Raw genomic sequence first — 10,563 nt, forward strand, 5'->3', positions numbered from 1 at the left:
CTCCTGAGCGGCCGGAGCCGCGTCTCGTACGACCGGGTCATTCCGGCCGTGCCGCCTGCGTTACGTCGCAAGCACCGGGGCACCCTAACTGATGCTGAAGAACATATGGGAACGGGACCGGTGGGGAACTCTGACCCCACCGGTCCCGACCTTCGATCAGTCCTGCGCGACGCTTCCGCCGGCAGCCACGATCGCGTCCTTCGCGGACGCCGAGTAGGCGTCGACCGCGACGGAGACCTTGACCGTGAGCTCGCCGGTGCCGAGCACCTTGACGGGCTGGCCCTTGCGGACCGCGCCCTTCGCCACGAGGTCGGCGACCGTCACGTCGCCACCGTTCGGGTACAGCGCCGAGAGCTTGTCCAGGTTGACCACCTGGTACTCGACGCGGAACGGGTTCTTGAAGCCGCGCAGCTTCGGGAGGCGCATGTGCAGAGGCATCTGCCCACCCTCGAAGCGCGTCGGCACCTGGTAGCGGGCCTTGGTGCCCTTGGTGCCACGACCGGCCGTCTTGCCCTTGGACGCCTCGCCACGACCCACGCGGGTCTTGGCGGTCTTGGCGCCCGGGGCCGGACGGAGGTGGTGCACCTTGAGCGTGCCGCCGTTGCCGGGCTGCGCAGCGGCCTCGGCCGCCTTCGCCGCCGCGGCGGAGACCGTCTTCTTCGGCGCAGCAGCCTTGGGCGCGGCCTTCGGCTCGGCCTTGGGGGCCTTCGCCTTCGGTGCAGCCTCGGTCGTCGCCTCAGCCTTGTCGGCCTTCGCCGACGCAGCCTTCGCCTTGGTCGCCTTCGGAGCGGACTCCGTGTCGGCGGCCTTCTTCGCGGGAGCCTTCTTGGCGGCGGCCTTCTTGGGGGCCGTCACCTCGTCGGTGCCCTTCTCGTTCTCGTCAGCCATGGTCACTCCACCTCTTCGACCGCGACAAGGTGCGTCACCGTCTTGACCATGCCGCGGATCTCAGGACGGTCCTCCTTGACGACGACGTCGCCGATCCGCTTGAGGCCCAGGGTGCGCAGGGTGTCGCGCTGGTTCTGCTTACCGCCGATGCCAGAACGCGTCTGGGTCACCTTGAGTCGAGCCATCACGCACCTGCCTTCGAGCCCGCCGCTGCGGCCAGGCCGGCGGCCTGGGCACGGAGGAGGGCGGCCGGGACGACGTGCTCGACCGGGAGCCCGCGGCGCGCGGCCACGGCCTCGGGACGCTCGAGACCCTTGAGGGCCGCGACCGTGGCGTGCACGATGTTGATCGCGTTCGACGAGCCGAGCGACTTGCTCAGGACGTCGTGGATGCCGGCGCACTCGAGCACGGCGCGCACCGGGCCACCGGCGATCACGCCGGTACCCGGCGAGGCCGGACGCAGGAAGACGACACCGGCAGCGGCCTCGCCCTGGATGGGGTGCGGGATCGTGCCCTGGATGCGCGGGACCTTGAAGAAGTTCTTCTTGGCCTCCTCGACGCCCTTGGCGATCGCCGCGGGCACCTCCTTGGCCTTCCCGTAGCCGACACCCACGGTGCCGTCGCCGTCGCCGACCACGACGAGCGCGGTGAAGCTGAAGCGGCGGCCGCCCTTGACGACCTTGGCCACGCGGTTGATCGTCACGACGCGCTCGAGGAACGCGCTCTTCTCTGCGGCGTCGCGTCCGCGACCGCCACCGCCGTCACGGCCACGACCGCCGTCGCGACGGTCACCGCCGCCGCCGGCCCCGGCGCCGCCCGCAGGCGCGCCGGTGTTGCTGCGCTGAGGAGCAGCCATCAGATTGTCCTCTTCTTCGTCTGGAAGGTCGTGGTCGTCACAGCTTCAGCCCACCCTCGCGGGCGCCGTCAGCCACCGCGGCGACACGGCCGTGGTACTTGTTGCCGCCGCGGTCGAAGACCACGGCGTCCAGGCCGGCAGCCTTCGCACGCTCGGCGATGAGCTCGCCGACCTTGCGGGCCTTGGCAGTCTTGTCGTCGTTCGAGCCACGCAGGTCGGCCTCGAGGGTCGACGCGGACACGAGGGTCTGGCCGATGCCGTCGTCCACGACCTGCGCCGTGATGTGCCGGGCGGACCGGGTCACGACGAGACGGGGACGCGCGGCCGAGCCGGCAACCTTCTTGCGAAGGCGCAGGTGACGACGCTGGCGGGCAACACGCTTGCCCTTGCCGAGGATCTTGAGAGCCATGGTTACTTACCGGCCTTTCCGACCTTGCGGCGCACGTTCTCGCCCGCGTACCGGACGCCCTTGCCCTTGTACGGCTCGGGCTTGCGGATCTTGCGGATGTTCGCGGCGACCTCGCCGACCTGCTGCTTGTCGATGCCCTGCACCGAGAAGCGCGTGGGTGCCTCGACGACGAACGTGATGCCTGCCGGCGGGTTCACCGTGACGGGGTGGCTGAAGCCGAGCGCGAACTCGAGGTCCTCGCCCTTCGCCGTCACGCGGTAACCGGTACCGACGATCTCGAGCTTCTTGACGTAGCCGTCCGTCACACCGATGACGAGGTTCGCCAGGAGCGTGCGGGTGAGGCCGTGCAGCGAACGCGAGGCGCGCTCGTCGTCGGGGCGGGTGACCACGAGGGCACCTGCCTCGTCGCGCGCAACCTCGATGGGGGCGGCGACCGTGTGCGTCAGGGTGCCCTTGGGGCCCTTGACCGTCACGACGGCACCGTTGATGTCGACATCCACGCCGGTGGGGACCGGGACGGGGACTCTGCCGATTCGGGACATGGCTAGCTCCTTTCCGTCTCGGACTTACCAGACGTAGGCGAGGACTTCCCCACCCACGCCCTTCTTGGCGGCCTGCTTGTCGGTGAGGAGACCGGAGGACGTGGACAGGATCGCCACGCCGAGGCCGCCGAGCACCTTGGGCAGGTTGGTCGACTTGGCGTACACGCGCAGGCCCGGCTTGGACACGCGCTTGACGCCGGCGAGCGCACGCTCGCGGTTGGGGCCGTACTTGAGCTCGATGATGAGGTTCTTGCCGACGACGGCGTCCTCAACCTTCCAGCCCGCGATGTAGCCCTCCGCCTGGAGGATCTCCGCGATGTGCGACTTCAGCTTCGAGAACGGGATCAGCACGGTGTCGTGGTGAGCCGAGTTCGCGTTACGCAGCCGCGTGAGCAGGTCTGCGATGGGGTCGGTCATGGTCATGGGGCTTGAGCCCTTCCTCGCCGGGGTATCCCGCCCTTGTGGGGGCTGGACCTACCGACGTTCGTGTTGCTTGGGTTACCAGCTGCTCTTGGTGACGCCGGGGAGCTCGCCACGGTGGGCCATCTCGCGCACGCAGATCCGGCACAGGCCGAACTTGCGGTACACCGAGTGGGGCCGGCCGCAACGCTGGCAGCGCGTGTAGCCACGCACCGCGAACTTCGGCTTGGCAGCAGCCTTGTTCTTGAGGGCAGTCTTCGCCATGGTCAGATCTCCTTGAACGGGAAGCCGAGGAGCTTGAGGAAAGCGCGACCCTCGTCGTCGGTGTCGGCCGTCGTGACGACCGTGATGTCCATCCCGCGGACCCGGTCGATCTTGTCCTGGTCGATCTCGTGGAACACGGACTGCTCCACGAGGCCGAAGGTGTAGTTGCCGTGACCGTCGAACTGCTGCGGCGAGAGGCCACGGAAGTCACGGATGCGCGGCAGCGCCGTGGAGAGCAGGCGGTCCAGGAACTCCCAGGCACGGTCGCCACGCAGCGTGACGTGGGCGCCGATGGGCATACCCTCGCGCAGCTTGAACTGGGCGATCGACTTGCGAGCCTTGGTGACCTGCGGCTTCTGGCCCGTGATCTGGGTCAGGTCGCGGATCGCGCCCTCGATGAGCTTGGAGTCCTTGGCGGCCTCGCCGACGCCCATGTTCACGACGACCTTCACCAGGCGCGCGACCTGGTTGATGTTCTCGTGACCGAACTGCTCGAACAGAGCGGTGCGGATCTCGTCGTTGTACTTGGACTTCAGGCGCGGGAGCGCCGGAGCCGTGAGAGTCGTCTCGGTCATCAGATGTCCTTACCGGAGCGCTTGGCGACGCGGACCCGAACGGTGCGGGTACGGCCGTCGCGCTCGACCTGCTCGGTGCGGTAGCCGACCCGGGTGCCCTTCTTGGTCTCCGGGTCCACGAGCATCACGTTGCTGATGTGGATGGGCGCCTCGATGGTCTCGATGCCGCCGGTGCGCGTGCCGCGCTGGGTCTGGCCGGCCTTGACGTGCTTGGTGACGCGCTGGACACCCTCGACGACGAGACGCTGCGACTCGACGAGGACCTCGAGCACACGGCCCTGCTGTCCCTTGTCGCGGCCGGAGATGACGACGACGAGGTCGCCCTTCTTGATCTTGGCCATGGTCAGAGCACCTCCGGCGCCAGCGAGATGATCTTCATGAACTTCTTGTCGCGCAGCTCGCGGCCCACCGGGCCGAAGATGCGCGTGCCACGGGGCTCCCCGTCGTTCTTGAGGATCACTGCGGCGTTCTCGTCGAACTTGATGTAGGAACCGTCCGGACGGCGGCGCTCCTTGCGGGTGCGCACGATGACAGCCTTGACGACGTCGCCCTTCTTGACGTTGCCGCCGGGGATGGCGTCCTTGACGGTGGCGACGATGACGTCACCGATGCCTGCGTAGCGACGGCCGGAGCCGCCGAGCACACGGATGCAAAGGATCTCCTTCGCACCAGTGTTGTCGGCGACACGAAGTCGCGACTCCTGCTGGATCATTACCTGCTCCTGTCGTCTGGCGGGTTCTCGGTTCGGGTCGAGCCGAGCCTGGCCGAACGGGTAGTTGCCGTGATGCACACGTTGCGCCGGGTGTCGTCTTGCGAGCGGCACCCGGCGCCCGTGGGCAACTGGGGGGTCGTGCTAGGCCGTGCTGAAGGCCTACTTCGCCTTCTCGAGGACCTCGACCAGGCGCCACCGCTTGGTGGCGCTCAGCGGCCGGGTCTCCATGATGACCACAAGGTCGCCCACGCCCGCCGAGCCCAGCTCGTCGTGCGCCTTGACCTTGCTCGTCCGCCGGATGACCTTGCCGTAGAGCGGGTGCTTGACCCGGTCCTCGACCTCGACCACGACGGTCTTCTCCATCTTGTCGCTGACCACGTAGCCGCGGCGCGTCTTGCGGTCGCCGCGCTTCTCGGCGATCGCCGTCGTCTTCTCGTTCTTCTCGTCGCTCATCAGTCTCACTCGCTCGCGCTCGGGGCGGTACGGATGCCGAGCTCGCGCTCACGCAGGATCGTGTAGATCCGCGCGATGTCGCGACGAACGGCCTTGAGACGCCCGTGGCTCTCGAGCTGACCGGTCGCGGACTGGAAGCGGAGGTTGAACAGCTCCTCCTTGGACTTCTTCAGCTCGGCGACAAGCTTCTCGTCGTCGAAGGTGTCCAGCTCGCTGGGAGCCAGTTCCTTGGTGCCGATAGTCATCAGTTACCACCCTCGCGAACCACAAAACGTGTCTTCATCGGGAGCTTGTGCTGCGCGCGGCGCATGGCCTCGCGAGCCAGGGGCTCCGGGACGCCGGCGAGCTCGAAGAGAACTCGGCCGGGCTTGACGTTGGCGATCCACCACTCGGGCGAACCCTTGCCGGAACCCATGCGGGTCTCGGCAGGCTTCTTGGTGAGGGGGCGGTCCGGGTAGATGTTGATCCAGACCTTCCCTCCACGCTTGATGTGGCGGGTCATGGCAATACGAGCAGCCTCGATCTGCCGGTTGGTGACGTAGGCGGGCTCGAGAGCCTGGATGCCGTACTCACCGAAGGAGATCGCGGTACCACCGGTCGCGGCGCCGGAGCGCCCCGGGTGGTGCTGCTTACGGTGCTTCAGCCTGCGCGGGATCAGCACGGCTCAGGCCTCCGTTCCGCTGTCAGCGGCCGGGGTCTCCGCGGGAGCGGAGGCGGCCTCGGTTGCGTCAGGAGCGTCAGCACGGTCGCGACGGGGAGCGCCGGCCCGGGGGCCACGGTCGCTGCGCTCGCCACGGTCCGTCCGCGGGCCACGAGCCGGGCGCGGGGCCTGGGTCGCCTGCTCGCGAGCAAACTCCTTCTCGGTCATGTCGCCCTTGTAGACCCACACCTTGACGCCGATGCGCCCGAAGGTGGTGCGAGCCTCGAAGAAGCCGTAGTCGATGTTCGCGCGCAGCGTGTGCAGCGGCACCCGACCCTCGCGGTAGAACTCCGTGCGGCTCATCTCCGCGCCGCCGAGGCGACCGGAGACCTGCACGCGGATGCCCTTGGCACCGGCGCGCTGGGCCGACTGGATGCCCTTGCGCATGGCACGGCGGAACGAGACGCGGCTCGCCAGCTGCTCGGCGATGCCCTGGGCGACCAGCTGAGCCTCGATCTCGGCGTTCTTGACCTCGAGGATGTTCAGCTGGACCTGCTTGCCCGTCAGCTTCTCGAGCTCGCCACGGATGCGGTCGGCCTCCGCGCCACGACGCCCGATGACGATGCCCGGGCGGGCGGTGTGGATGTCGACGCGGACGCGGTCACGCGTGCGCTCGATCTCGACCTTGGCGATGCCGGCACGCTCGAGGCCAGTGGCCATGAGCTTGCGGATCTTGACGTCCTCGCCCACGTAGTCGCGGTAGCGCTGACCCGGCTTGGTCGAGTCGGCGAACCAACGCGAGCGGTGGTCGGTCGTGATGCCCAGGCGGTACCCGAGCGGGTTGACTTTCTGTCCCACTATCGGGCCCGTCCCTTCGTCTCGCGCTCAGCGACGACCACGGTGATGTGGCTCGTCCGCTTGAGGATCTGGCTGGCCCGACCCTGCGCTCGCGGACGGAACCGCTTGAGCGTCGGACCCTCGTCGACGAACACCTCGGAGATGTAGAGGTCCGCCTCGTCCAGACGCTCGTTCGACCGCTTGGCGGTCTCCCGAGCGTTGGCGATCGCGCTCTCCACAACCTTGAGCACCGTCTCCCCCGCGGCCTGCGGCGCGAACTTCAGCACCGCCACGGCCTCGCCGGCCTGCTTGCCACGGATGAGGTCCACGACGCGCCGGGCCTTCTGGGGCGTGACGCGGACGAACCGCGCCTTCGCCTTGGCTTCCATTGCTGTCCTGCCTTCTTGTCTCTGCCGGTGAGGGCGTCGCCTGGCTGACCCGGGGGTCAGCGGCGACGACCCTTCCGGTCGTCCTTCTCGTGGCCGCGGAACGTCCGCGTCGGAGCGAACTCGCCGAGCTTGTGCCCGACCATCGACTCCGTCACGAACACCGGGGTGTGCTTGCGTCCGTCGTGCACAGCGAACGTGTGGCCGAGGAAGTCCGGCGTGATGACCGAACGGCGCGACCACGTCTTGATGACGTTCTTCGTGCCGGCGGTGTTCTGGACGTCGACCTTCTTCTGCAGGTGACCGTCGACGAACGGGCCCTTCTTCAGGCTACGTGGCATCTCAGGCTCCTATCAGCGCTTGTTCTTGCCGGTGCGCCGACGGCGCACGATGAGCTTGTCGCTCGGCTTGTTCGGACGACGGGTACGGCCCTCGGCCTGGCCCCACGGGCTGACGGGGTGACGTCCACCGGACGTCTTGCCCTCGCCACCACCGTGCGGGTGGTCGATCGGGTTCATGGCGACACCACGGACGGTCGGGCGCTTGCCCTTCCAGCGCATGCGGCCGGCCTTGCCCCAGTTGATGTTCGACTGCTCGGCGTTGCCCACCTCGCCGACCGTCGCGCGGCAGCGCAGGTCGACGTTGCGGATCTCACCGGACGGCATACGCAGCTGGGCGTAGGGGCCGTCCTTGGCGACGAGCTGCACGGACGCACCAGCCGAGCGGGCGATCTTCGCACCGCCACCGGGCCGCAGCTCGATGGCGTGGATGACCGTACCGGTCGGGATGTTGCGCAGCGGCAGGTTGTTGCCGGGCTTGATGTCGGCGCCGGGGCCGTTCTCGATGCGGTCACCCTGCGACAGCTTGTTCGGCGCGATGATGTAGCGCTTCTCGCCGTCGGCGTAGTGCAGCAGAGCGATGCGGGCGGTGCGGTTGGGGTCGTACTCGATGTGAGCGACCTTGGCCGGCACGCCGTCCTTGTCGTGGCGACGGAAGTCGATGACGCGGTACGCACGCTTGTGGCCGCCACCCTGGTGACGGGTGGTGATGCGACCCGTGGAGTTGCGGCCGCCCGTCTTGTGGAGGGGACGGACCAGCGACTTCTCCGGCGTGGAGCGCGTGATCTCGACGAAGTCGGCCACGCTCGAGCCACGACGGCCCGGCGTTGTCGGCTTGTACTTACGGATTCCCATGAGTTCTCAGTCCTCTTCAGCCGACCGGACCACCGAAGATGTCGATCGTTCCCTCGCGGAGGGTGACGATCGCACGCTTCGTGTCCTTGCGGCGGCCGGTGCCGAAACGGGTCCGACGGGCCTTGCCCTGACGGTTCGCGGTGTTGACCGAGTCGACCTTGACGCCGAAGACCTGCTCGACGGCAATCTTGATCTCGGTCTTGTTCGCCCGCGGGTCGACGAGGAAGGTGTACTTCCCCTCGTCGAGCAGGCCGTAGCTCTTCTCGGAGACGACCGGCGCGAGCAGGATGTCGCGCGGGTTCTTGCCGATGTCGGTCACTTGGTCTCCTCCTCAGCCTCGGAGGACGTGGCCACAGCGGAGGCACCCTTGACGGGGCCCGCCAGGAACGCGTCGAGCGCGCCCTGCGTGAACACGACGTCGTCCGAGATCAGGACGTCGTAGGTGTTGAGCTGGTCAGCGACCAGCAGGTGCACCCGCTCGACGTTCCGCAGCGACTTCCACGTGATCTCGTCCTGACGCTCGACGACGACCAGGACGTGCTTGCGCCCCGACAGGTTGTCGAGCACGGCGAGCGCGGACTTGGTCGAGGGCGCGGTGCCCGGGGCGAAGCCCGAGACGACGTGCACGCGGCCGGCACGAGCGCGGTCCGAGAGAGCACCGCGGAGCGCCGCGGCCTTCATCTTCTTGGGGGTGCGCTGCGAGTAGTCACGCGGGGTGGGGCCGTGGACGACGCCACCACCGGCGAACTGCGGAGCACGCGTCGAACCCTGACGGGCGCGGCCGGTGCCCTTCTGCTTGTACGGCTTGCGCCCACCACCACGGACCTCGCCACGGCTCTTCGTGTCGTGGGTGCCCTGGCGTGCCGCCGCGAGCTGCGCGACGACGACCTGGTGGATCAGCGGGATGTTGGTCTGCACGTCGAAGACGTCCGCGGGCAGGTCGGCCGAGCCGGCCTTCTGGCCCTGGGCGTCGACGACGTCGACAGTCAGCGTGTCACTCATGGTCACGCCCCCTTCACAGCGGAACGCACGACCACGACGCCACCCTTGGGGCCGGGAACGGCACCCTTGACGAGGATGAAACCCCGCTCGACGTCGACCGCGTGCACGGTCAGGTTCTGGGTGGTCTGGCGGTCCACGCCCATGCGACCGGCCATCTTGATGCCCTTGAACACGCGCGACGGCGTCGAAGCGCCACCGATCGAGCCGGGCTTGCGGTGGTTGCGGTGCGCACCGTGCGAGGCGCCGACGCCGTGGAAGCCGTGACGCTTCATGACACCGGCGGTGCCCTTGCCCTTGGTGGTGCCGATGACGTCCACGAGCGAACCGGCCTCGAAGAGGTCGGCCTGCAGCTCCTGGCCGAGCGTGAACTCGGAAGCGTTCGGCGTGCGGATCTCGGCCACGTGCCGGCGCGGCGTGACGCCGGCCTTCTCGAAGTGGCCCTTCAGCGGCTTGGTGACCTTGCGCGGGTCGATCTGGCCGTGGGCCAGCTGGACCGCGGCGTAGCCGTCAGCGTCAGCGGAGCGCACCTGGGTCACGACGTTCGTCCCGACAGCGACGACGGTGACCGGGACGAGACGACCGTTGTCGTCCCACACCTGGGTCATGCCGAGCTTCGTGCCGATGAGAGCCGTGACTGCGCGCTCGTTCTGCTGGGTAACCATAGAAATCAGTTCCTTCCCAGCGTCAGAGCTTGATCTCGATGTTCACGTCCGCAGGCAGGTCGAGACGCATGAGCGAGTCGACGGCCTTCGGCGTGGGATCGATGATGTCGATGAGCCGCTTGTGCGTACGCATCTCGAAGTGCTCGCGGCTGTCCTTGTACTTGTGGGGCGACCGGATGACGCAGAAGACGTTCTTCTCCGTCGGCAGCGGCACCGGACCCACGACCGACGCACCAGCGCGAGTCACCGTGTCGACGATCTTGCGCGCCGAGCTGTCGATGACTTCGTGGTCGTAGGACTTGAGCCTGATGCGGATCTTCTGTCCCGCCATGGCGCGTCTACTTCTCTCTGTTGAAACCGGCTCCGTCCGACCCCCGCACTCGGGCGTGTCGCAATGCGCGACACACCGTTGCGCTGCGTACCGTTTCCGGCACGAGATCGGTGGTTGTTGTCGGGCGTCAACCACCGGGTAATCCCGGGGTCCAGACGCCGTCCACGTGTGCGAGCCCTGTCGTGTGCCGCGCGCGCTAACGCGCCGCCCTCAACTAGGCAACCTGAACAGTGTGCCAGAGTGCGCCCCGGAACTCCAATCGCCTAGGTCACACCCGGACCGAGGATCCGCGTGATCTCGCGCACAAGCACGCGGGCGGCCCGGCCGCTCCGCGGCTCGCCCCCCGCCTGCGCGACCAGCCGCCTCGCACGGCCCGGCGTCCCGGCCCCGGCC

The 10,563-nt window shown here is 68.2% G+C and carries 21 protein-coding genes; all 21 read right to left on the reverse strand.

What is annotated here, in order from left to right:
- Positions 1 to 156: 156 nt before the first annotated feature.
- The 21 genes from rplO to rpsJ all read right to left on the reverse strand — a co-directional run bounded on the left by rplO (position 157) and on the right by rpsJ (position 10,170).
- A complete protein-coding gene (rplO, locus tag ACXJKG_RS05385; RefSeq protein ID WP_456844733.1) occupies positions 157 to 888 on the reverse strand; it encodes a 50S ribosomal protein L15 in 732 nt (243 codons plus the stop codon).
- Between the two features lie 2 nt (positions 889 to 890).
- Positions 891 to 1,073, reverse strand: a complete 183-nt coding sequence (rpmD, locus tag ACXJKG_RS05390) for a 50S ribosomal protein L30 (RefSeq protein WP_028045050.1) — start codon at positions 1,071 to 1,073, stop codon at positions 891 to 893.
- The gene (rpsE, locus tag ACXJKG_RS05395; RefSeq protein WP_456826467.1) at positions 1,073 to 1,744 is read right to left on the reverse strand and encodes a 30S ribosomal protein S5; all 672 of its coding nucleotides are present in this window, start codon (positions 1,742 to 1,744) and stop codon (positions 1,073 to 1,075) included. Before rpsE ends, rpmD begins: the two co-directional genes overlap by 1 nt.
- A gap of 37 nt (positions 1,745 to 1,781) precedes the next feature.
- A complete protein-coding gene (gene rplR, locus ACXJKG_RS05400; protein ID WP_146927928.1) occupies positions 1,782 to 2,153 on the reverse strand; it encodes a 50S ribosomal protein L18 in 372 nt (123 codons plus the stop codon).
- 2 nt (positions 2,154 to 2,155) lie between these two features.
- Complete coding sequence (rplF, locus tag ACXJKG_RS05405; protein WP_456844734.1) at positions 2,156 to 2,695, reverse strand: 50S ribosomal protein L6; 540 nt, start codon at positions 2,693 to 2,695, stop codon at positions 2,156 to 2,158.
- Between the two features lie 24 nt (positions 2,696 to 2,719).
- Positions 2,720 to 3,118 (reverse strand): 30S ribosomal protein S8, encoded by a 399-nt coding sequence (gene rpsH, locus ACXJKG_RS05410; RefSeq protein ID WP_208212220.1) that lies wholly within the window; start codon positions 3,116 to 3,118, stop codon positions 2,720 to 2,722.
- A 75-nt stretch (positions 3,119 to 3,193) separates the two neighbouring features.
- A complete protein-coding gene (locus ACXJKG_RS05415; protein WP_028045055.1) occupies positions 3,194 to 3,379 on the reverse strand; it encodes a type Z 30S ribosomal protein S14 in 186 nt (61 codons plus the stop codon).
- Positions 3,380 to 3,381: 2 nt separating this feature from the next.
- Positions 3,382 to 3,954, reverse strand: coding sequence for a 50S ribosomal protein L5 (gene rplE, locus ACXJKG_RS05420; protein ID WP_456826469.1), 573 nt, complete (start codon positions 3,952 to 3,954; stop codon positions 3,382 to 3,384).
- Entirely contained in the window at positions 3,954 to 4,295 is a 342-nt protein-coding gene (gene rplX, locus ACXJKG_RS05425; protein ID WP_055912166.1) for a 50S ribosomal protein L24, read from the reverse strand. The genes rplE and rplX overlap by 1 nt, the downstream gene beginning before the upstream one ends.
- 2 nt (positions 4,296 to 4,297) lie before the next feature.
- A complete protein-coding gene (gene rplN, locus ACXJKG_RS05430) occupies positions 4,298 to 4,666 on the reverse strand; it encodes a 50S ribosomal protein L14 (protein ID WP_034625870.1) in 369 nt (122 codons plus the stop codon).
- Between the two features lie 159 nt (positions 4,667 to 4,825).
- Complete coding sequence (gene rpsQ / locus ACXJKG_RS05435; RefSeq protein WP_307494133.1) at positions 4,826 to 5,119, reverse strand: 30S ribosomal protein S17; 294 nt, start codon at positions 5,117 to 5,119, stop codon at positions 4,826 to 4,828.
- Between the two features lie 5 nt (positions 5,120 to 5,124).
- Entirely contained in the window at positions 5,125 to 5,364 is a 240-nt protein-coding gene (rpmC, locus tag ACXJKG_RS05440) for a 50S ribosomal protein L29 (protein WP_055912162.1), read from the reverse strand.
- Positions 5,364 to 5,780 carry a 50S ribosomal protein L16 gene (rplP, locus tag ACXJKG_RS05445; RefSeq protein ID WP_055912160.1) on the reverse strand — a complete coding sequence of 139 codons (417 nt, stop codon included), beginning with the start codon at positions 5,778 to 5,780 and terminating at the stop codon, positions 5,364 to 5,366. The genes rpmC and rplP overlap by 1 nt, the downstream gene beginning before the upstream one ends.
- Before the next feature lie 3 nt (positions 5,781 to 5,783).
- Positions 5,784 to 6,617 carry a 30S ribosomal protein S3 gene (gene rpsC / locus ACXJKG_RS05450; RefSeq protein WP_456844735.1) on the reverse strand — a complete coding sequence of 278 codons (834 nt, stop codon included), beginning with the start codon at positions 6,615 to 6,617 and terminating at the stop codon, positions 5,784 to 5,786.
- Positions 6,617 to 6,985, reverse strand: coding sequence for a 50S ribosomal protein L22 (gene rplV, locus ACXJKG_RS05455; protein WP_055912156.1), 369 nt, complete (start codon positions 6,983 to 6,985; stop codon positions 6,617 to 6,619). Before rplV ends, rpsC begins: the two co-directional genes overlap by 1 nt.
- A gap of 56 nt (positions 6,986 to 7,041) precedes the next feature.
- The gene (gene rpsS / locus ACXJKG_RS05460; protein WP_028045064.1) at positions 7,042 to 7,323 is read right to left on the reverse strand and encodes a 30S ribosomal protein S19; all 282 of its coding nucleotides are present in this window, start codon (positions 7,321 to 7,323) and stop codon (positions 7,042 to 7,044) included.
- A 12-nt stretch (positions 7,324 to 7,335) separates the two neighbouring features.
- Positions 7,336 to 8,175 (reverse strand): 50S ribosomal protein L2, encoded by an 840-nt coding sequence (rplB, locus tag ACXJKG_RS05465; protein ID WP_055912153.1) that lies wholly within the window; start codon positions 8,173 to 8,175, stop codon positions 7,336 to 7,338.
- Between the two features lie 16 nt (positions 8,176 to 8,191).
- The gene (rplW, locus tag ACXJKG_RS05470) at positions 8,192 to 8,494 is read right to left on the reverse strand and encodes a 50S ribosomal protein L23 (protein ID WP_456844736.1); all 303 of its coding nucleotides are present in this window, start codon (positions 8,492 to 8,494) and stop codon (positions 8,192 to 8,194) included.
- Positions 8,491 to 9,177, reverse strand: a complete 687-nt coding sequence (gene rplD, locus ACXJKG_RS05475; RefSeq protein ID WP_456844738.1) for a 50S ribosomal protein L4 — start codon at positions 9,175 to 9,177, stop codon at positions 8,491 to 8,493. The genes rplW and rplD overlap by 4 nt, the downstream gene beginning before the upstream one ends.
- 2 nt (positions 9,178 to 9,179) lie before the next feature.
- The gene (gene rplC / locus ACXJKG_RS05480) at positions 9,180 to 9,839 is read right to left on the reverse strand and encodes a 50S ribosomal protein L3 (protein ID WP_456844737.1); all 660 of its coding nucleotides are present in this window, start codon (positions 9,837 to 9,839) and stop codon (positions 9,180 to 9,182) included.
- A 22-nt stretch (positions 9,840 to 9,861) separates the two neighbouring features.
- Positions 9,862 to 10,170, reverse strand: a complete 309-nt coding sequence (gene rpsJ, locus ACXJKG_RS05485) for a 30S ribosomal protein S10 (protein WP_013117879.1) — start codon at positions 10,168 to 10,170, stop codon at positions 9,862 to 9,864.
- Positions 10,171 to 10,563 lie beyond the last annotated feature (393 nt).

This window comes from Cellulomonas sp. P5_C6 (genome assembly GCF_054049635.1).

Coding starts and splice junctions, on each gene's coding strand:
- rplR (WP_146927928.1), bottom strand. CDS start 2,153: ATGGCTCTCAAGATCCTCGGCAAGGGCAAGCGTGTTGCCCGCCAGCGT.
- rpsE (WP_456826467.1), bottom strand. CDS start 1,744: ATGGCTGCTCCTCAGCGCAGCAACACCGGCGCGCCTGCGGGCGGCGCC.
- rplB (WP_055912153.1), bottom strand. CDS start 8,175: ATGGGAATCCGTAAGTACAAGCCGACAACGCCGGGCCGTCGTGGCTCG.
- rplN (WP_034625870.1), bottom strand. CDS start 4,666: ATGATCCAGCAGGAGTCGCGACTTCGTGTCGCCGACAACACTGGTGCG.
- rplD (WP_456844738.1), bottom strand. CDS start 9,177: ATGAGTGACACGCTGACTGTCGACGTCGTCGACGCCCAGGGCCAGAAG.
- ACXJKG_RS05415 (WP_028045055.1), bottom strand. CDS start 3,379: ATGGCGAAGACTGCCCTCAAGAACAAGGCTGCTGCCAAGCCGAAGTTC.
- rplE (WP_456826469.1), bottom strand. CDS start 3,954: ATGACCGAGACGACTCTCACGGCTCCGGCGCTCCCGCGCCTGAAGTCC.
- rpsJ (WP_013117879.1), bottom strand. CDS start 10,170: ATGGCGGGACAGAAGATCCGCATCAGGCTCAAGTCCTACGACCACGAA.
- rpsQ (WP_307494133.1), bottom strand. CDS start 5,119: ATGAGCGACGAGAAGAACGAGAAGACGACGGCGATCGCCGAGAAGCGC.
- rplF (WP_456844734.1), bottom strand. CDS start 2,695: ATGTCCCGAATCGGCAGAGTCCCCGTCCCGGTCCCCACCGGCGTGGAT.
- rplC (WP_456844737.1), bottom strand. CDS start 9,839: ATGGTTACCCAGCAGAACGAGCGCGCAGTCACGGCTCTCATCGGCACG.
- rplX (WP_055912166.1), bottom strand. CDS start 4,295: ATGGCCAAGATCAAGAAGGGCGACCTCGTCGTCGTCATCTCCGGCCGC.
- rplV (WP_055912156.1), bottom strand. CDS start 6,985: ATGGAAGCCAAGGCGAAGGCGCGGTTCGTCCGCGTCACGCCCCAGAAG.
- rpmD (WP_028045050.1), bottom strand. CDS start 1,073: ATGGCTCGACTCAAGGTGACCCAGACGCGTTCTGGCATCGGCGGTAAG.
- rpsS (WP_028045064.1), bottom strand. CDS start 7,323: ATGCCACGTAGCCTGAAGAAGGGCCCGTTCGTCGACGGTCACCTGCAG.
- rpsH (WP_208212220.1), bottom strand. CDS start 3,118: ATGACCATGACCGACCCCATCGCAGACCTGCTCACGCGGCTGCGTAAC.
- rpmC (WP_055912162.1), bottom strand. CDS start 5,364: ATGACTATCGGCACCAAGGAACTGGCTCCCAGCGAGCTGGACACCTTC.
- rplO (WP_456844733.1), bottom strand. CDS start 888: ATGGCTGACGAGAACGAGAAGGGCACCGACGAGGTGACGGCCCCCAAG.